A 17,585-nucleotide genomic window follows, 5' to 3' on the forward strand; every position below is an offset into this window, starting at 1 on the left:
TTTAACCTCGAACAGGATCCCTATCATGCCCCCCTGGACAGCAGCCGATATCCCCTCTCAGCGTGGCCGTACCGCGGTCGTCACCGGCACTGGCGGCCTTGGACTCGAAGATGCGCTGGCGCTGGCCCGTGCCGGGGCCCGGGTCATCATCGCCGGTCGAAGTCCGGCCAGGGGGGCGATCGCGGTCAATCAGATCCGTCAAAGCGTTCCCGGCGCGAAAGTGGACTTCGAGGCGCTGGATCTGGCGAGGCTGGATTCGATTGCGGCTTTCGGCAAGCGGCTGCGCGCCTGCGTGGAGGGCCTCGATCTGCTGATCAACAACGCGGGTGTGATGACGCCTCCGGCGCGGCAGCTGACTGCCGACGGATTCGAGTTGCAGTTCGGCACCAATCACCTGGGCCACTTTGCCTTGACCGCCGAATTGCTGCCGCTGCTGCGTGCAGCCAGCCAGCCGCGGGTCGTCACGCTTTCCAGCATCGCCGCGCGCAGCGGGGCGATCAACTTCGACGACTTGCAGTCCGAGCGCGGCTATCTGCCTATGGCTGCCTATGCCCAGTCAAAACTGGCCTGCTTGATGTTCGCGCTGGAGTTGCAACGACGCTGCGACGCGGCCGGCTGGGGCATCCAGAGCATCGCGGCCCATCCGGGGGTGGCGCGCACCGACCTGCTGCCCAATGGGGCCGGCGCGCGGAGCATTCAAGGGATGGCGCGTCGCTACCTGTGGTTCCTGTTCCAGCCGGCCGCGCAGGGGGCATTGCCGACGCTCTATGCGGCGACCTCGCCGCAAGCGCAAGGCGGTGCCTACTATGGCCCGAACAGGCTCAGCGAAACGCGAGGCTACCCCGCAGTTGCCAAAGCCCCTCCGCCGGCGCTGGACATCGGCAGCGCCGCAAGGCTGTGGACCGCGTCGGAACGGCTGACCGGCGTGTCTTTTCCCATGGGCCGGAGCCAGGACGCGAGCCTTGGCGCCATCCGGGCCACAAGTCCTGCTTGATCCGCCAGCTGACCGTTTTTCACGACTTCCCCCGAGCCGTTTCCCCCTTCAATAAGCGCTCCGTGCCGAGGGTGGCGGCCTCCCTTCCTGCTGAACGGATCTCATGCCCGATGAACGAGCAACTTGGTTTTCTACGCAACTGGGTCAGCGCGCCGGTGCGTGTCGCCGCAATCGCCCCCTCCAGCAAGGCGCTCGCCGCGCTGATCACGAGTGATCTTTCCCCCCGCGATGCGCCCATAATCGAGCTGGGTGCGGGTACGGGGGTGTTCACCCGACGGCTGCTCGAGAAGGGCATTCCGGAGGAGAAACTTGCCGTTGTCGAGTTCGACCCAGGCTTCGCGCGGCGTTTGCGAGAGGCATTTCCGGCTGCGAGCGTCCTCTGCATGGATGCGGCCCGGCTCCGGGAGGTGGAACTGTTCGGCGGAGAAAGGGGCGGCGCCGTGGTCAGCGGGCTGCCCTTGCTGCTGATGCCGCCTTTGCAGCTTGCACGCATCCTGAGGGGGGCGTTCTCGCACCTCCGCCCTGGCGGCGCCTTCTATCAGTTCACCTACGGCCCCCGTTGCCCGGTGCCCCGCGCCATCCTTGAACGATTCGGGCTGCGGGCGCGCTACATCGGCGGAACGCTGGCGAACCTCCCTCCCGCGGCCGTCTTTCGCATTTCCCGCAAGGCCGAAGCCCCTGCAGCCGAGGCCTTCCAGCTGAAGCGGCGCAGCTTGATCGCGGGTGTCGCATGAGCGATCTCCCGCAACGGCCGCCGACTGCCGGCTGGCGTGACGCCGGGATCGACGGCACGCCGCTCAACACATGGCCGCCAGAGACGCAAATCAACCTGGGACGCCGGCGGATGAACGCCATGTTGCTGCTGGCGGCGTTGGCGGTTCCGCATTCGGCAGCCAGGGCGCAGTGCGCCGAGCCGCGCTACCTGGTGAGCGATTTCGACTGGCTTGACCATGCGCGCTTACGCCTGGTGCCCGCCCGCCTGTACTGGCCTGCAGCGCCCCTGGCCGGAAAACCCGTGCCGCTGGTGGTGTTCTCGCATGGCATCGGCGGCTCCCGGGAGGGCTACAGCTATCTCGGAAGGCACTGGTCGGCCCGCGGCGTTGCCTGCCTGCATGTGCAGCATGTCGGTAGCGATGCAGCGCTCTGGCGGGGCAACCCGTTCGGCGTGATCGGCCGATTGCAGGCCGCCGCTCAGGAGCAGGAGGCCATTGCGCGGGCTGCCGATGTGCGCTTCGCGCTCGACCGCATGCTCTCGGTTCAAACGGGTGACCTCGGCGCGATGGTGGACCGCCAGCGCATCGTCGCCGCCGGCCACTCCTACGGCGCGAACACCACCCTGCTCACGGTGGGCGCGCAAGTGGTGAGAGAGGGCCGGACCATCGATTGCCTGGACTCCCGCTTTTCCGCGGCGCTGGTCATCTCCGCGCCGCCGTTCTATGGCGAAGCCGATCTGGCGGCGGTGATGAGCAATGTGGCGGTTCCCACCCTCCATGTCACCGCGACTGACGACGTGATCGAGATCCCGGGTTATCACTCCGGGGTGGAGGACAGGCTGGCCATCTTCAATGCGATTGCCCATCCGCACAAGCTGCTTGCCGTCTTCCGGGGCGGCGCCCACAGCATGTTCACCGACCGCTTGTTTCCCGGCGGCTGGTCCCTCAACGCCAAGGTGAAGCTTGCCACTGCGGATCTCGCCCTGGCCTTTCTCGACCTGATCTTCGAGCGCGATGGCGCGGCGCTCCTGCGGTGGGAGAAGGACTGGCAGCCCATTCTGGCGCAACCGCCCAGACCCGAGGCCGCGCCCCGCATCATGCTCACCGGCGGTGCGATTCCAGTTCCGCCCGTTCGGGCGGCCGCGCCCGATGAATACAAGGCCATCTGAGGTGCGAGGGCTCCCGGGGTCTGCCGCCGCTGGTGCAAGGCCGTCCGGGCTGCCGCCTGCACCGTGCATGCCGCTGTGCGTTGCGAGGGGGCGAGCCCGCGCTCCCGTTCCGGGAGAGGCATGCGACTCGACCGATCCCTCGTCCGAACCGACTTCCGCGATTTCATTACGCCCGCCCTCGTGGCGATGCGGCAACGGGCCATTACCGGTCCAAAAGGAGAACTGAGCGTGCACAAGTACCTTGTCTATTCGGCCTACGGCTGGCTCGCCCTGAGTGGGACTCTTCATTTCGTCATCGACGTCTTATCCCAGTTCCTGCGCGGGAAGCGCCCGCCCGGCATGGAGACAGCCTTGTACTACGGGCTGAATTCCGCCTACGCCCTGGGACAGGTTGCCTTCGGGTTGCTCGGCCTGTTCCTGGCGTGGCGAGCCATGAACGTGGTCAGCCAAACCCCGGTGCTGGTCCTGACGGTCGCTGCGGCACTGGGATGGCTTGCAATCACCTTCCTCTTCATGGAGTACCGGGAGCCGAAGTTCAACATCAGCATTTTCCTCGCGCTGACGCTGGCGGCCTTCTTCACGCGCTGAGGATGCCCGTCGGCCGCGGGCTGGCGTTCTGGATGCCAGCGGACGGGTGAGGTGGGCAAATCCACGCGTCACCGGCTGGCGGCACTTGCTGGATATTTCTGGAGTTTTCCGGATTGCCGGAGTGGAGCGGGCGAAGGGAGTCGAACCCTCGTCATCAGCTTGGGAAGCTGAGGTAATGCCGTTATACGACGCCCGCCTGACGGCAGGCGGAGGGCCTGCCGGAGGAAGGGCGTCATTCTAATGGGCGGCAGGGGAGGGCGCAATCGGCGCGGCCGCGCTCCGCCGCTGGCATGGATTGCACGGCAGGGGGAAATTTCGCGCCACGGCCGGAAGGCCGCAGTGCGGGGACCATGCGGGGTTCAGCCGGCCAGCCGCTCCACCGCTTCCCGCACCCGCGCCTGCTCGTCCATCTTCAGGATGCGCTGCACCCTGGGGGCGAGTTCGCCGAGGTCGGCGCGCAGCACCTGCTGCTTGATCTCCAGGATGTGGCCGGGGTGCATGGAGAAGTTGCGCAGGCCCATGCCGAGCAGCAGCAGGGTGTAGGCGGGATCGCCGGCCATTTCGCCGCAGACCGACACCGGCAGGCCAAAGCGGGCGCCGGTGCTCAGCGTGCCGCCGATGAGCTTGAGCACCGCCGGGTGCAATGGATCGTAGAGGTGCACCACCGCTTCGTCGGAACGGTCGATCGCCAGGGTGTACTGGATGAGGTCGTTGGTGCCGATGGAAAGGAAGGACAGCCGGCGCACGAACATGCCCAGCGCCAGCGCTGCCGCCGGCACTTCGATCATGCCGCCGATCTGCACGCCTTCGTCGAACTTCACCTTCTCCGCCCGCAGTTCCGCCTTGGCCTTGTCCACCAGCGCCAGGGTCTGGTCGATCTCATGGGCGTGGGCGAGCATGGGCACCATGATGCGCAGCTTGCCGTGCACCGAGGCGCGCAGCAGGGCGCGCAGCTGGGTGAGGAACATCTTGGGCTCGGCCAGCGAGTAGCGCACCGCCCGCAGGCCCAGCGCCGGGTTGGGCTCGAAGCGGGCGTGGGCGCCGTTGAGGGCCTTGTCGGCGCCGACGTCGAAGGTGCGGATGGTGACCGGCTTGCCGGGCAGGGCCTTGAGCACGCTGCGGTAGGCCTCGTACTGCTCGTCCTCGTCCGGCAGGGTGTCGCGGCCGATGAAGAGGAACTCGGTACGGTAGAGGCCGATGCCGTCGGCATTGACGGCCTTGACCTGCGCCATGTCCTTCGGACCTTCGATGTTGGCGAGCAGGGCGATTTCTTCGCCGTCCAGCGTGGTGGGCGGGGTGTCGCGCAGGCGCTTGAGCTTGGAGCGCTCCAGCTCCAGCTCGGCGCGGCGCAGGCGGTACTCCTCGACGATGTCCTCGTCCGGGCCGACGATGACCACGCCGCGGGTGCCGTCGACGATCAGCAGTTCGTCGTCCTGCACCAGGTCGCGGATGTGGTGCAGGCCGACCACCGCCGGGATGGACAGGCTGCGGGCAACGATGGCGGTGTGGCTGGTGGGGCCGCCGACATCGGTGACGAAGCCGGCGATGTTGTGGTCGCGGAAACCGATGGTGTCGGCCGGCGACAGGTCGTGGGCGACGACGATGGTGCCCAGGCCGTCGCGGCGGCGCGGCGGCAGGTGCCCGGGCTGGCCGAGCAGTACCTTGACCAGGCGCTCCACCACCTGGACGACATCGGCCTGGCGCTCGCGCAGGTAGGGATCCTCGATCTGGCGGAACTGCTCCACCAGCAACTCCATCTGCGCCACCAGCGCCCATTCGGCGTTGTAGCGGCGATTCTCGACCAGGCCGCGGGCGGCTTCTACCAGCATCGGATCGGCCAGCATCATCAGCTGCAGATCGACGAAGGCGCCGACCTCGCTGTGGCCCTGGCCGGCGGTGGTGGCCGCCTTGAGGCCGATCAGTTCGCCCTGGACGGTGGCGAGCGCATCTTCCAGCCGGGCGACTTCATCGGCGATGTGCTTGGGCGAGATGTGGTAGTGATTGACCTCCAGCAGCGCATGCGACACCAGGTGCACATGGCCGATGGCGATACCCTGGGAGACCGGCAGACCGTGCAGGGTGAAGGGCATGGCCTACTCCGCTTCGCCAAAGCGGTCGGCAATCAGCGCGAGGATCTCCGCCAGCGCGCGGTCGGCGTCCCGGCCCTCGGTTTCCACCGTGATGGTGGCGCCGCGGGCGGCCGCCAGCATCATCACGCCCATGATGCTTTTTGCATTTACCCGGCGGCCGTTGCGCTCCAGCCAGACCTCGCAGCCGAAGCTGCTGGCGAGCTGGGTGAGCTTGGCCGAGGCCCGCGCGTGCAGGCCCAGTTTGTTGATGATTTCCGCGTCCGCTTTAGGCATTTCCCTGTTCCCGCCTGGTTGTCGTTTTATGCGTTTTATATGTTTGCTACTTGATGTGCAGTACGCCGTCGCAACCGCCTGACACCGCACGCTGGATCAGCGTGGCCATATCGCGCTCGCGGTAGGTGAGCACCCGCAGCAGCATCGGCAGGCTGACGCCGGCGATGCCTTCGACGAGGCCGGGCTGCAGCAGCTTGGTGGCGATGTTGGAGGGCGTGGCGCCGTAGATGTCGGTGAGGATGACCGCGCCCTCGCCGTGATCGACCTCCACCAGCATGCGGCGTGCGATCGGCAGCAGATCCAGCGGGTCGTCCTGGGCGGAGACGCCCAGTTGGGCGATCTGCGCCGGGCGCCGGTTGAGCACATGGCAGGCGCACTGGATCAGCGATTCGCCCAAGGTGCCGTGGGTAATGAGGAGAATGCCGATCATGGCGCCGTCCGCTGGATATCCGGGCGATTGTAGCCGATGCGCCGCGCATGGCTCATCCGCTGGAGCCTGGCGGTGCGGCGGGCGATTGCCCCGGATGGTTTCCGGGCGGCGCGTCTTCATTCCCCTTCCGGGTGATGCCGGCCGGCACTCCATCTGCTCCGATGTTTCCGCAGGCATGCAGCCTGCGGACTGGGAGAGCCTTTCGATGAATTACAACGTCAATACCGGCGTCGGGACGACTGCGTGGAACCTGCTCGCCAATGCCAACCCGCCGGCGGTCGCCGGCCCGGCGATAGAGCATCCAGCCGCCAATGCCGCGGCCTACTTCTGCTTCGCCATGGATGGCGCCGCCTCGGTGGATGCCGGCGGTCCGTATGCCGGGCTTTTCACCTGGAACCTGTGCGGGTGCATCGCCGGCTTTCTCATCCGCACCAACGGCGGCGCCGTGCGCAGGATCACCGGCTATCACAAGACGTTCCAGGACACCGTTCCCGGCGCGGCCGTCGCCCTGTTCAACGCGGCAGGCGCCAATGGCCCCCAGCCCGGTGACGTGGATTACCTCATCGTGCCGGACAAGGTTTCGCATCCTCCCTCCGTGCCCCATTCCGTTTCAGGGTTGGTGGGCCTGACGATCCATTACTACATGAACCCGCAGCGCAACGTTTCCTGGGTGGTTTCGTTCAATGGCGACATGGGAGAAATGTCGGCGGCTTTCACCGGCTCCCGTACCGCAGGGCAGAACATTACCTGGGGGACGCAGGTGGTTCTTCCCCCACCCCCGCCACCGACGAACAGTGGCTGCTGTGTCCTCATTTGAGGGCGGCGTCCGCAGAGGGCAGCGCCAGCGTTTCACCGAAGGCCTTCTCCGGCATGCCCTGCCGCGTCACCACCCCATCCAGCGGCCGTACTGCCCGGAGAAATCCTCCAGCAGCCAACTGCGGTCCAGCGTTTCCAGCGGCAAGGTGCGGCTGTGGCCGCCGCGCACCACGATCTCGGCCTCGGCCGGCGCGGCCTCGTCCGGCGCCAGGTCGGCGATGGTGGCGGCGTAGCGCTGGCTGACGCGCCCCTTCACCACGTAGAAGAACTCCTCGCGACCGTCGCGCATCACCGTCACCCCGGCGTGCAGCGGATGGCGGTCGATGAGGATCTCGCGGCCGTTGCGCCGCATCTCGGCGGCTACCTCCTCCAGCGCCGGCAGCACCGTCTCGCGGATGAAGGCGGCCAGCGCCAGCCGCGCCGGGTGGCGCATGCCGCGGCCGGCTTCGCCACGGCCGCGGGCGGCGACATAGCGCAGCCGGGCGCGCCAGTCGTCCTCCACATGCGGTGGCAGGTTGAGCGCTTCGCCGGCGGGGGCGAGGTCTTCCGCCAGCGTGGCCGGGCGCGGGCTGTCGCGCTCGGCGCGCAGCGCCTTCAGCAGGCCGGCGCACATCGCCAGCATGATCACCGCGAAGGGCAGGGCGGTGGCGATGGCCGCGCTCTGCAGCCCCTGCAGGCCGCCGGCCACCAGCAGCACCGCGGCGATGGCGCCGGTGAGCACCGCCCAGAAGGCGCGCCGCCAGGCCGGGCCGTCGCTGCGGCCGCCGTTGACGATGGTGTCTATCACCAGCGCGCCCGAATCCGCCGAAGTGACGAAGAAGGTGGCCACCAGCGCCACCGCCAGCACGGTGGTGATCTGCGCCAGCGGCAGCGACTCCAGCATCTTGAACAGCGCGGTCGGCACGTCTTGCGCCACCGCGGCGGCCAGCTTGCCGCCCTGGAACAAGTCTAAGTGGATGGCGGTATTGCCCAGCACCGCGAACCAGAAGAAGGCAAACAGCGTGGGTACGAACATCACCCCGGCGATGAACTCGCGTATGGTCCGGCCGCGGGAAATGCGGGCGATGAACATGCCGACGAAGGGCGCCCAGGAAATCTACCAGCCCCAGTAGAACATCGTCCACGTCTTCTGCCATTCGGCGTGGCGGAAGGCGGTGGTGCGGAAACTGTTGAGCACCAGCTCCTGCAGATAGAGGCCGACGCTTTCTACGAAGGTGGACAGCAGGAAGACGGTGGGGCCGGCGATGAAGACGAAGCACACCAGCGCCACCGCCAGCAGCACGTTGAGCTCGGACAGCCGGCGCACGCCGCGGTCCAACCCGGAGGCGGCGGACAACGTGGTAACGGCGGTGATGCCGGCGATCAGCAGCACATGGTTGGTGGTGGTGGCTGGCAGCCAGCCGAGGAAGGCCAGGCCGGAGCCTACCTGCAGCACGCCGAAGCCCAGCGAGGTGGCGATGCCGAACAGGGTGCCCAGCACCGCCATCACGTCCACCAGGTGCCCCAGTGGACCGTGGATGCGCTCGCCCAGCAGCGGGTAGAGGGTGGAGCGCACGGTGAGGGGCAGGCCGTGGCGGTAGCCGAAATAGGCCAGCGACAGGCCGACCACGATGTAGATGGCCCAGGCATGCAGGCCCCAGTGGAAGAAGGTGGTCTCCATCGCCTCCTTGGCGGCGGCGATGCTGCCCGGCTCGGAGAAGCGCGGCGTGCCGAAGTGCAGCATGGGCTCGGCCACGCCGTAGAACATGATGCCTATGCCCATGCCGGCGGCGAACAACATGGCGAACCAGGTGAGGTAGCCGTAGTCCGGCTCGTCCTCGTCGTCGCCCAGGCGGATGCGGCCGTAGCGGCTCAGCATCAGCCACAGGCTGAAGAACAGGAAGATGGCCACCGAGAGGATGTAGAACCAGCCGAAGCGGGTGACGATGCCGTCCTGCAGCGCGCCGGCGAGCGCGGCGGCGCGGCCGGGGAAGAAGGCGGTAGCGAGGACGAACAGCGTAGCCACCACGGCGGCGACGGTGAACACGATGCGGGAGGCTGGCATGGCGGGTTCTCCAAGTAGTCGTGGGGGCCGCCGCGGGGCGGCGACGGCAGAAACGGCTGCGCCGCCCCGGGGGGCGGCGCAGTGTGTGCAGCCGGGCGTAGAAACCCGCCCGCGGGAGCCTGTCAGTGCTGGCCCGGCATCATTCCAGGCCCTGGCTGGCGAGGTACTCCTCGTAGGTGCCGCGGTAGTCGATGATGCTGCCGTCGAGCTTGATCTCCACGATGCGGGTAGCCAGCGAGGAGACGAACTCGCGGTCGTGCGAGACGAACACCAGCGTGCCGGCGAACTTGTCCAGGCCGGTGTTGAGCGACTCGATGGATTCCATGTCCAGGTGGTTGGTCGGTTCGTCCATCACCAGCACATTGGGGCGCGACAGCATCAGCTTGCCGAACAGCATGCGGCCCTGCTCGCCGCCAGAGATGACCTTCACCGACTTCTTCACCTCGTCGCCGGAGAACAGCAGCCGGCCCAGCGTGCCGCGCAGCAGGGTCTCGTTGTCCTCGCCGGTGGCGGCGGCGGTGATGCGGGAGTAGGGCGCGATCCAGTCGGTGAGGCTGACGTCATCGGCGAAATCGGCCGAGTGGTCCTGGGCGTAGTAGCCGGCCTTGGCCTTTTCCGCCCACTTGACCTCGCCCTTCTGCGGCGTCAGTTCGCCCACCAGCAGCTTGAGCAGGGTCGTCTTGCCGACGCCGTTCTCGCCGATGATGGCCACTCGTTCGCCGGCCTCGATGGCGATGGAGAACTTGCTGATCAGCGGCTTTTCCATGCCCTCGTAGGCGAAGCTGATGTTGTCCACCTCGCAGGCCAGGCGGTGCAGCTTGTCCTTCTCGTCGTAGTCGAAGCGGATCCACGGGTACTGGCGGCTGGAGGGCTTCACGTCTTCCGGCTTCAGCTTGTCGATCAGCTTCAGGCGGCTGGTGGCCTGCTTGGCCTTGGATTTGTTGGCCGAGAAGCGGCGCACGAAGTCCTGCAGATCCTGGATCTTTTCCTTCGCCCGGGCGTTGGCGGCGGACTGGCGTTCGCGCGCCATGGTCGACGCCTCCATGTAGTCGTCGTAGTTGCCCGGGTAGATGGTGATGGTGCCGTAGTCCAGGTCCGCCATGTGGGTGCACACCTGGTTCAGGAAGTGGCGGTCGTGGGAGATGATCACCATCGTGCAGTCACGGTTGTTGAGCACGTCTTCCAGCCAGCGGATGGTGTTGATGTCCAGGTTGTTGGTCGGCTCGTCTAGCAGCAGGATTTCCGGATTGGCGAACAGCGCCTGACACAGCAGCACCCGTAGCTTCCAGCCCGGCGCCACGTTCTTCATCGGCCCGTTGTGGAACTCGGTGCCTATGCCCACGCCCAGCAGCAACTCGCCGGCGCGCGCCTCGGCGGTGTAGCCGTCGTACTCGCCGACCTTGCCTTCCAGCTCGGCGGCGTGCATGTACTCGTCCTCGGTGGCGTCCGGGTTGGCGTAGATCGCATCGCGCTCCTTGATCGCCGCCCACAGTTCCTCGTGGCCCATCATCACCACGTCGAGCACGCGCACGTCCTCATACGCGAACTGATCCTGGCGCAGGTAGGCCATGCGCTCATGCACGTCCTTGGAGACGTTGCCGGCGGTGGACTCCAGGATGCCGCAGAGGATCTTCATGAAGGTGGACTTGCCGGCGCCGTTGGCGCCGATCAGGCCGTAGCGGTTGCCCTCGCCGAACTTGACGGAGACGTTCTCGAACAGGGGCTTGGCCCCGAACTGCATGGTGATATTGGCGGCGACGAGCACGGCGGAATCCTGTTTTTCAGCTAAAACAAAGCCTTGGATTATAGCCCATAAGGCTGGAGGCCATTCGAGGATGGCGGGGAGAGCAGGCGGACGCTCAGCCGGCCGACCACACCGCCAGTTCGTAGCCGTCCGGGTCCTTGAAGTGGAAGCGGCGGCCGCCGGGGAAGGAGAAGGTGGGGCGCACCACCTTGCCGCCGGCGGCTTCCAGCCGCGCCTGGATGGCGGCGAGGTCGTCGGCGTAGAGGATGACCAGCGGTCCGCCGGGTCGCGGCGGCTCGCCGGTGGTGAGGCCGCCGGTGAGCCGGCCGTCGCTGAACTCGCAGTAGGTGGGGCCGTAGTCGGTGAAGGTCCAGCCGAATACCTGGCCGTAGAAGGCCTTGCTGCGGGCGATGTCGGCGACGTTGAACTCGATGTTGTCGATCTGCCTGTCCTGGCCGCGAACGCCCATGGTGGTCTCCTGAAATGGGGTTGGATCGTGCTGCGGGATGGCGGAGCGCTGCTCCGCCGTGCTCAGAAACTGACTTGCCCCGGTGCCGAACGTTCGTTGGCCGCCTGCGGCGTGTTACCAGCGCCGGGCGCTTACAGCCACTTCTGCAGGAACAGCGCCTGGCCGGCAGCCGGGTCCAGCACGTAGGGGCGGAAGCCGGCCTGGTCGTAGGCGGCCAGCGCGCGCTGGTTGTTGGAGAGCACTTCCAGCGTCAGCTTGCAGCAGCCGCGGGCGCGGGCTTCGGTCTCGGCGGCGGCGAGCAGCGCCTGGGCAATGCCGCGGCCGCGGTGTTCGGCGTGGACGACGATGTCGTGCACATTGAGCAGCGGTCGCGCGCTGAAGGTGGAGAAGCCTTCGAAGCAGTTGATGAGGCCGATGGCCTCCGGCCCGGAGAAGGCGAGGAAGGAGACGAAGCCGGGCCGCCCGGCGAGGCGCTGCGGCAGCTCGGCGCGCACCGCCTCCGCCAGCGGCTTGCCGCCGCCCATGGGGTCGCGGGCGTAGTGGTCCAGCAGGGCGAGGAAGGCCTGGACGTGGGCGGGGTCGTCCAGCCGGGTGGGTTCGATCTGCAGCGGGAAGCTGACCATGCGGGGGCCCTCAGTCCGGATCGGCGACGCAGCGGTTGCGGCCTTCGTTCTTGGCGCGGTAGAGGGCCTCGTCGGCACGGTTCACCAGGCGCTGGTAGTCCGGGTGGCCGTCGTGCATGGCGATGCCTATGCTGCCGGTGACGCGCAAGCTGCGCCCTTCCGGCAGCAGGAAGAGCTCCTGCTCGATGCGGCCGCGTATCTTCTCCGCCACCCGCAGCGCATGCTGGCGGTCCACTTCCACCAGCAGCACCAGGAACTCCTCGCCGCCGTAGCGGAACACGAAGTCGCCGGAGCGCACGCTGTTCAGCAGCAGGCCGGCCATCTGCTGCAGCACGCGGTCGCCGGCCTCGTGGCCGTAGTCGTCGTTGATGCGCTTGAAGTGGTCCACGTCCACCAGCAGCAGGGCGAAGCCCTTGCCCTGGTTGCGCGCCAGCTCGGTTTCGCGGGTGAGGATGGCGGGCAGGAAGCGGCGGTTGAGCAACTGGGTGAGCGCGTCCTTGCCGGATTCGAGGTCGACGAAACGCTCGAACAGGGCGCCGATGAGGAACTTGAGCTGGGCGAGCTGGTGCTGGATTTCCTTCACCAGCCGACGGGCCTCGGCGCGGTCGCCGTTGTCGATCTGCTGGCCGCACAGCGGCAGCAGGGTGTGGTCCACCGTGTCCATGGCGTTGCGGATGGCGGGCAGTTCGGCCGAGCCTTCGAACACCGCGACCGCCTTGTGTTGCAGCCACAGGCCGAAGGTGGAGCCGTGGATGGGCGGTAGTTCGTCACCGGAGCGGGCGGTGACCATGGCCTGCAGGAAGCGGTTCTCCCAGTCCAGCAGCGAGGCGCGCTGACGCTCGCGCTCCAGCGGCATGTTCTGGCCATAGGAGAACACCCGGTAGGCTTCGTCGATGCGGGCGGCGCGCTCGTGCGAGGCGACGTAGGCGGAGCTCATGACCTCGAAGGCGAGGTCGATCAGGTTGTCCACATACAGCACCGCTTCCACCAGCGCATTGCGGTCCAGGCCGCTGCCGGGCAGGCGGCGGGCGATCTCGCCCTTGAGCAGGCGGGCGCCGCGGGCCACCAGGTTCACCGGCAGGTCGATGCGGGCGTGCACCTCGCCCACATGCCGTTGCATCGCCATCGCCGAGCCGAACTGCTCATGGGTCTCACAGGAGAACAGGGTTTCCAGCCAGCGCTGCATGGAGTGGCGCAGGCGGGAATTGACCTCGTCATGGGTGAGGAAGGGGTGCGCCTCGGCATCGCTCAGCATGCGGGCGTAGAAGGCGTCGCTCATTTCCGCCTTGTGCGCCAGCACCACGTCGCGGATGGCGATGCGGGCCGCGGGGCTGGCGCTGTCGAACAGCGCCAGCCAATCGGACTGGATATAGTCGGAAACCGGGTCGGGAGAGGCGTTGGCAGGGTGCATGGCGGTGGGGCGATCGTGGGTCGGGCTATTGTGCCATGCCGGAAATGGCCCCAGCTGTTGGAATCTGACATCGGGGTTATGCTTAAGGCATTATCCGGGGCGCCCGGCGGCCCACCGCGGGCTAATCGCCGGGGGCCGGGATTTTCGTTGTTACTGCGGTCGGCATAGAATGCCGCCACTTTCCGCGATCCAGCTCCCTATGCCGCACGTTTCCCTGAAGTTGCGCTTGCTCGAGGCGGTGATCCGCATCGTTCTGCCGTTTCTCGGCATTCTCTTGCTGGTGGCGGGCTTGATGGGGGTGGTGTCCTTCGCCGCCATGCCCCTGGCCGAGGCCATGCGCAGCCGGCAGTGGGTGCCGGTACCTGCTCATGTTGAGCACATCCAGGTAATGCCGGCGGATCTCGTGCGCAACCGCCCGCTGCCGCAGCTGCAGGTGGAGTACCGCTACCGTTACGAAGGCACCTGGTACTCCGGCGACCGCCACGATCTGCACCACGGCCTGGATACCGAAAAGGCGATGGACGCGCGCCTGGCCAAGCTGGAGGATGGCGAGCCGGCTACCGCCTGGGTGAATCCCAAGGTGCCGGAGCAGTCGATGATGGACCGCTCGCTGCACTGGCCGGTGGTGGCGCTGGCGCTGCCCGCCGGGGTGGTGGCGGTGCTGGGCGGCCTGCTGGTGTTTGCCGGCATGGTGGCCTGGAACGACTGGCGGCCGGCCTGGCGGCGCACCGAGGGCGAGTGAGACGTTTGCTGGCGCCCAGGCGCCGGAATGCGAAGAAGGGGCTGAGAAGCCCCTTTTCCGTTGATGCGGGCCGTTGCTCGGGCGGGCGGCCGGGCGTTCAGACGTAGCGCGCGATGTAGCAGGGCTCGCCCGGCGCCACGCCTTCCGGCAGCGGCATCCACACCCGGCGGCCGCTGCCGGGGATCAGGCTGAGCGGCTGGCCGTCGGCATCCTCGATGCGCTCGGCGAGCGCATCCCGCGGGCCGGCCGGGGCGACGAACTCCAGCCGGTCGCCGATGCCGAAGCGGTTCTTCACCTCCACCTCCGCCAGTCCCCGCTCGCCGCTGTAGCCCACCACCTCGCCCACCAGCAGGCTGCGGCCGGATTCCGAATGGCCGCGCAGGTAGTTCTGGTGCTCCGGCGTGTGGTGGCGCTGGTAGAAGCCGTCGGTGTAGCCGCGGCTGGCAAGGCCTTCCAGCTGGCCCAGCAGGCCGAGGTCGAAGGGCCGGCCGGCGACGGCGTCGTCTATCGCCTGGCGATAGCCCTGGCAGGTGCGGGCGACGTAGTAGGGGCTCTTGGTGCGGCCCTCGATCTTCAGCGAATCGACGCCGATCTCGACCAGCTTCTGCACATGCTCGACCGCGCGCAGGTCGCGGGAGTTGAGGATGTAGGTGCCATGCTCGTCCTCCTCCACCGGCATCAGCTCGCCCGGCCGGCTGCCTTCCTCCAGCAGCCACACCTTGGCGCCCTGCGCATGGCGGGCGCCGCCGCCCAGCGCGGTGCCGACGGTGCCCATGCCCTGCGGATTGCCTAGTGGCATGTTGCCGATGGGGCGGGAATCGCCGGCCTCGTCGTCCTTGGCCTCATGCAGCTTGTAATCCCACCGGCATGAGTTGGTGCAGGTGCCCTGGTTGGGGTCGCGGTGGTTGAAGTAGCCGGAGAGCAGGCAGCGGCCCGAGTAGGCGATGCACAGCGCGCCATGCACGAACACCTCCAGCTCCATCTCCGGGCAGGCGTCGCGGATCTCCTTCACCTCGTCCAGCGACAGTTCGCGCGACAGGATGATGCGTTTCACCCCCGCCGACTGCCAGAAGCGCACCGAGGCGTAGTTGGTGGTGTTGGCCTGCACCGAGAGGTGGATGTCCACCTCCGGCCAGCGCTCGCGCACCATCATCATCAGCCCGGGGTCGGCCATGATCAGCGCGTCCGGCCGCAGCGCGATCACCGGCGCCATGTCTTCCTCGAAGCTGCGGATCTTGGCGTTGTGCGGGTAGATGTTGGCGACGAGGTAGAAGGTCTTGCCTGCGGCGCGGGCCTCTTCCATGCCGGCGGCCAGCACGTCCAGCTTGCCGAAGCTGTTGTTGCGTACCCGCAGCGAGTAGCGCGGCTGGCCGGCATAGACCGCGTCCGCGCCATAGGCGAAGGCGGTGCGCATCATTTCGAGGGAGCCGGCGGGGGCGAGGAGTTCGGGGCGGCGGAGCGGGGACATCGGCAAACGGCGGGCGGGCAAAAGCGCATTCTACGCGGCCAGCGCGGCGCTTTCCGCCGCCGCGCTGGCCGTTCAGTCCTGGCCGTTGCCGATGCGGTAGTGCAGCTGCACCAGGCCCATGCTGTGCAACCGGCTGCTGCGCAGTTGCAGCGCGGCGGGCGCGGTATCGCCGCCGAACAGCGCAATGCCGCTGCCCAGGGTGACCGGCACCACCGACAGGATGAGATCGGTGAGCAGGCCGCGTACCAGGAACTCGCCGGCCAGCTGGCCGCCGCCCACCAGCCACAGATTGCGCGCGCCGGCGGCGGCGAGTTCGCCGATGACGGTGGCCGGGTCGTCGGTGGTGATGCGGACGGTGCCGCCCCCTGCCCCGGCCTCTTCCTCATGCAGCGGCCGGCTGCGGTCGCGCGAGAATACCCGGCAGGGCTTGTCCGCATAGGGCCAGGCGCCCAAGCCCCGGCAGTGCTCGTAGGTGCGGCGGCCCAGCAGCAGGGCGTCGATGCCGGCATAGAAGTCGGCATAGCCGTAGTCGTCGCCGCTGGCCTCGAAGGGCGCCAGCCAGCCGGTGCCGCCGTTGGCGGTGGCAATGTAGCCATCCACGCTGGCGGCCACGTAGTAGGTGATGCGCAGCTCGGCGGGCATGGCGACTTCAGCGTCCCGCGCGGGCCAGCCAGGCTGCGGCGGCGGTGCCGGCACGGTAGCCGGTGGCGAAGCAGGCGGTGAGCAGGTAGCCGCCGGTGGGCGCTTCCCAGTCCAGCATCTCGCCGGCGCAGAAAGTGCCGGGGCGCTCGCGCAGCATCAGGTTTTCGTCCAGCGCGGCGAACTCGACGCCGCCGGCGCAGCTGATGGCTTCGTCCAGCGGCCGGGGCCGCGCCAGCCGCAGCGGCAGGGCCTTGATCAGCGCCGCCAGCCGCGCCGGCTCGGGGGCCAGGGCGGCGAATTCCTCTGCCGTCACCGCTTCTCGCAGCAGCCCGGCCTTGACCCCCTTGATGCCGGCCTGGCCCTGCAGATGGCTGGAGAGGGAGCGGCTGCCGCGCGGGCGCGCCAGCTCGGCGGTGAGGCGCTCCAGGCTGCGGCCGGGCACCAGGTCCAGCTCCAGCACCGCTTCGCCGCGGGCGGCGATGGCATCGCGCAGCGGCGCGGACAGGGCGTAGATCAGGCTGCCCTCCACCCCGTCGGCGCTGACCACGAATTCGCCCTGGCGCTGCAGCCATTCGCCGTTGGCGGCCTGCAGGCGGGCGACCACCGGCTTCACCGGTTCGCCGGCATGGCGGCTGCGGAAATGCGCGCTCCAGCCGGCACCCGCCGGCCCGGTGACGTCGAAGCCGCAGTTGGCCGGCCGCAGGTTGGCGACCGGGATGCCGGCGCTGCGCAGCAGCGCCACCCAGGCGCCATCGGCGCCGAACCTGGCCCAGCTGCCGCCGCCCAGTGCCAGCACGGTGGCGTCGGCGCGGATGGCGCGCTCGCCCTCAGGCCCGGCGATGCGCAGGCTGCCGTCCGCATTCCAGCCCAGCCAGCGCTGGCGCACGTCGAAATGCACGCCGGCGGCGCGCAGGCGGGCGAGCCAGGCGCGCAGCAGCGGCGCCGCCTTCATCTGCGCCGGGAAGATCCGGCCGCTGCTGCCGACGAAGGTGGCGGCACCGAGTTCGTCCGCCCAGGCGCGCAGGGCTTCGGCGCCGAAATCGGCGAGCAGCGGCGTGAGTTCGGCCGCGCGCTCGCCGTAGCGGCCGAGGAAGGCGTCCTGCGCTTCGGCATGGGTGAGATTGAGTCCGCCGCGGCCGGCGAGGAGGAATTTGCGCCCGACCGAGGGCATGGCCTCGAACAGGGTGACGTTGCGTCCGCCACCGGCCAGTTGCTCTGCCGCCATCAGCCCGGCGGGGCCGCCGCCGATCACGACGGCTTCATGGAACTGCCCGTTTTCTGCCATTTGCTGCCGCTGGAGATGTGCTGGGGGAGCGGCGATTGTACGTGCTGCGGCATGGCCGCAGGCGTGCGGCTTGGCGCGGTCTGG

Annotated in this window: 16 protein-coding genes, 1 tRNA gene and 1 pseudogene; 6 read left to right on the forward strand and 12 right to left on the reverse strand. The window is 68.2% G+C overall.

Features of this window, described 5'->3' with window-relative positions:
* Positions 1-25 precede the first annotated feature (25 nt).
* The 4 genes from C7389_RS13610 (at position 26) to C7389_RS13625 (ending at position 3,464) form a co-directional block, all read left to right on the forward strand.
* Positions 26-994 (forward strand): SDR family oxidoreductase, encoded by a 969-nt coding sequence (locus tag C7389_RS13610; RefSeq protein WP_133592331.1) that lies wholly within the window; start codon positions 26-28, stop codon positions 992-994.
* A gap of 110 nt (positions 995-1,104) precedes the next feature.
* Positions 1,105-1,728 (forward strand): class I SAM-dependent methyltransferase, encoded by a 624-nt coding sequence (locus tag C7389_RS13615; RefSeq protein WP_133592333.1) that lies wholly within the window; start codon positions 1,105-1,107, stop codon positions 1,726-1,728.
* A complete protein-coding gene (locus C7389_RS13620) occupies positions 1,725-2,876 on the forward strand; it encodes an alpha/beta hydrolase family protein (RefSeq protein ID WP_211168303.1) in 1,152 nt (383 codons plus the stop codon). Before C7389_RS13615 ends, C7389_RS13620 begins: the two co-directional genes overlap by 4 nt.
* Positions 2,877-2,996: 120 nt before the next feature.
* Entirely contained in the window at positions 2,997-3,464 is a 468-nt protein-coding gene (locus tag C7389_RS13625) for a hypothetical protein (RefSeq protein WP_211168302.1), read from the forward strand.
* Positions 3,465-3,586: 122 nt separating this feature from the next.
* On the opposite strand, the gene C7389_RS13630 is transcribed toward C7389_RS13625, so the two are convergent.
* The 4 genes from C7389_RS13630 to C7389_RS13645 form a co-directional block, all read right to left on the reverse strand.
* Positions 3,587-3,660, reverse strand: a tRNA-Gly gene (locus C7389_RS13630).
* A 163-nt stretch (positions 3,661-3,823) separates the two neighbouring features.
* Positions 3,824-5,554 (reverse strand): phosphoenolpyruvate--protein phosphotransferase, encoded by a 1,731-nt coding sequence (ptsP, locus tag C7389_RS13635; protein WP_133592335.1) that lies wholly within the window; start codon positions 5,552-5,554, stop codon positions 3,824-3,826.
* A gap of 3 nt (positions 5,555-5,557) precedes the next feature.
* Complete coding sequence (locus C7389_RS13640) at positions 5,558-5,827, reverse strand: HPr family phosphocarrier protein (protein WP_133592337.1); 270 nt, start codon at positions 5,825-5,827, stop codon at positions 5,558-5,560.
* Between the two features lie 46 nt (positions 5,828-5,873).
* Positions 5,874-6,257 (reverse strand): PTS sugar transporter subunit IIA, encoded by a 384-nt coding sequence (locus C7389_RS13645; RefSeq protein ID WP_133592339.1) that lies wholly within the window; start codon positions 6,255-6,257, stop codon positions 5,874-5,876.
* Positions 6,258-6,462: 205 nt separating this feature from the next.
* On the opposite strand from C7389_RS13645, the gene C7389_RS13650 reads away from it, so the two are divergent.
* Positions 6,463-7,074 (forward strand): hypothetical protein, encoded by a 612-nt coding sequence (locus C7389_RS13650; protein WP_133592341.1) that lies wholly within the window; start codon positions 6,463-6,465, stop codon positions 7,072-7,074.
* 66 nt (positions 7,075-7,140) lie between these two features.
* Here the strand turns inward: C7389_RS13650 and C7389_RS25480 are convergent.
* The 5 genes and pseudogenes from C7389_RS25480 to C7389_RS13680 all read right to left on the reverse strand — a co-directional run bounded on the left by C7389_RS25480 (position 7,141) and on the right by C7389_RS13680 (position 13,364).
* Positions 7,141-9,117, reverse strand: a pseudogene (locus tag C7389_RS25480) (BCCT family transporter).
* A gap of 139 nt (positions 9,118-9,256) precedes the next feature.
* The gene (locus C7389_RS13665; protein WP_133592346.1) at positions 9,257-10,882 is read right to left on the reverse strand and encodes an ABC-F family ATPase; all 1,626 of its coding nucleotides are present in this window, start codon (positions 10,880-10,882) and stop codon (positions 9,257-9,259) included.
* Positions 10,883-10,976: 94 nt separating this feature from the next.
* The gene (locus C7389_RS13670; RefSeq protein WP_133592348.1) at positions 10,977-11,330 is read right to left on the reverse strand and encodes a VOC family protein; all 354 of its coding nucleotides are present in this window, start codon (positions 11,328-11,330) and stop codon (positions 10,977-10,979) included.
* 131 nt (positions 11,331-11,461) lie between these two features.
* Positions 11,462-11,953: a GNAT family N-acetyltransferase gene (locus tag C7389_RS13675; RefSeq protein WP_133592351.1), complete on the reverse strand. Its 492-nt coding sequence runs from the start codon at positions 11,951-11,953 to the stop codon at positions 11,462-11,464.
* A 10-nt stretch (positions 11,954-11,963) separates the two neighbouring features.
* Positions 11,964-13,364: a diguanylate cyclase gene (locus C7389_RS13680; RefSeq protein ID WP_133592353.1), complete on the reverse strand. Its 1,401-nt coding sequence runs from the start codon at positions 13,362-13,364 to the stop codon at positions 11,964-11,966.
* A gap of 199 nt (positions 13,365-13,563) precedes the next feature.
* Between C7389_RS13680 and C7389_RS13685 the strand changes: the two genes are divergently transcribed.
* The gene (locus C7389_RS13685; protein ID WP_162851737.1) at positions 13,564-14,106 is read left to right on the forward strand and encodes a DUF3592 domain-containing protein; all 543 of its coding nucleotides are present in this window, start codon (positions 13,564-13,566) and stop codon (positions 14,104-14,106) included.
* A gap of 97 nt (positions 14,107-14,203) precedes the next feature.
* Here C7389_RS13685 and trhP read toward each other — a convergent pair whose 3' ends face one another.
* From trhP to C7389_RS13700, 3 genes are all read right to left on the reverse strand, one after another.
* Complete coding sequence (gene trhP / locus C7389_RS13690; RefSeq protein WP_133592357.1) at positions 14,204-15,574, reverse strand: prephenate-dependent tRNA uridine(34) hydroxylase TrhP; 1,371 nt, start codon at positions 15,572-15,574, stop codon at positions 14,204-14,206.
* Between the two features lie 72 nt (positions 15,575-15,646).
* Positions 15,647-16,216 (reverse strand): dihydrofolate reductase family protein, encoded by a 570-nt coding sequence (locus tag C7389_RS13695; RefSeq protein ID WP_211168301.1) that lies wholly within the window; start codon positions 16,214-16,216, stop codon positions 15,647-15,649.
* Between the two features lie 7 nt (positions 16,217-16,223).
* Positions 16,224-17,501, reverse strand: a complete 1,278-nt coding sequence (locus tag C7389_RS13700; RefSeq protein WP_133592359.1) for a TIGR03862 family flavoprotein — start codon at positions 17,499-17,501, stop codon at positions 16,224-16,226.
* Positions 17,502-17,585: the final 84 nt, after the last annotated feature.

This window comes from Azoarcus indigens (assembly GCF_004361735.1).
GTDB classification, from domain to species: Bacteria; Pseudomonadota; Gammaproteobacteria; order Burkholderiales; family Rhodocyclaceae; genus Azoarcus; species Azoarcus indigens.

What these genes read in the sequence shown, in the direction of transcription:
- C7389_RS13610 (WP_133592331.1), top strand. Translation starts at nt 26, where the DNA reads ATGCCCCCCTGGACAGCAGCCGATATCCCCTCTCAGCGTGGCCGTACC.
- C7389_RS13615 (WP_133592333.1), top strand. Translation starts at nt 1,105, where the DNA reads ATGAACGAGCAACTTGGTTTTCTACGCAACTGGGTCAGCGCGCCGGTG.
- C7389_RS13620 (WP_211168303.1), top strand. Translation starts at nt 1,725, where the DNA reads ATGAGCGATCTCCCGCAACGGCCGCCGACTGCCGGCTGGCGTGACGCC.
- C7389_RS13625 (WP_211168302.1), top strand. Translation starts at nt 2,997, where the DNA reads ATGCGACTCGACCGATCCCTCGTCCGAACCGACTTCCGCGATTTCATT.
- ptsP (WP_133592335.1), bottom strand. Translation starts at nt 5,554, where the DNA reads ATGCCCTTCACCCTGCACGGTCTGCCGGTCTCCCAGGGTATCGCCATC.
- C7389_RS13640 (WP_133592337.1), bottom strand. Translation starts at nt 5,827, where the DNA reads ATGCCTAAAGCGGACGCGGAAATCATCAACAAACTGGGCCTGCACGCG.
- C7389_RS13645 (WP_133592339.1), bottom strand. Translation starts at nt 6,257, where the DNA reads ATGATCGGCATTCTCCTCATTACCCACGGCACCTTGGGCGAATCGCTG.
- C7389_RS13650 (WP_133592341.1), top strand. Translation starts at nt 6,463, where the DNA reads ATGAATTACAACGTCAATACCGGCGTCGGGACGACTGCGTGGAACCTG.
- C7389_RS13670 (WP_133592348.1), bottom strand. Translation starts at nt 11,330, where the DNA reads ATGGGCGTTCGCGGCCAGGACAGGCAGATCGACAACATCGAGTTCAAC.
- C7389_RS13675 (WP_133592351.1), bottom strand. Translation starts at nt 11,953, where the DNA reads ATGGTCAGCTTCCCGCTGCAGATCGAACCCACCCGGCTGGACGACCCC.
- C7389_RS13680 (WP_133592353.1), bottom strand. Translation starts at nt 13,364, where the DNA reads ATGCACCCTGCCAACGCCTCTCCCGACCCGGTTTCCGACTATATCCAG.
- C7389_RS13685 (WP_162851737.1), top strand. Translation starts at nt 13,564, where the DNA reads ATGCCGCACGTTTCCCTGAAGTTGCGCTTGCTCGAGGCGGTGATCCGC.
- trhP (WP_133592357.1), bottom strand. Translation starts at nt 15,574, where the DNA reads ATGTCCCCGCTCCGCCGCCCCGAACTCCTCGCCCCCGCCGGCTCCCTC.
- C7389_RS13695 (WP_211168301.1), bottom strand. Translation starts at nt 16,216, where the DNA reads ATGCCCGCCGAGCTGCGCATCACCTACTACGTGGCCGCCAGCGTGGAT.
- C7389_RS13700 (WP_133592359.1), bottom strand. Translation starts at nt 17,501, where the DNA reads ATGGCAGAAAACGGGCAGTTCCATGAAGCCGTCGTGATCGGCGGCGGC.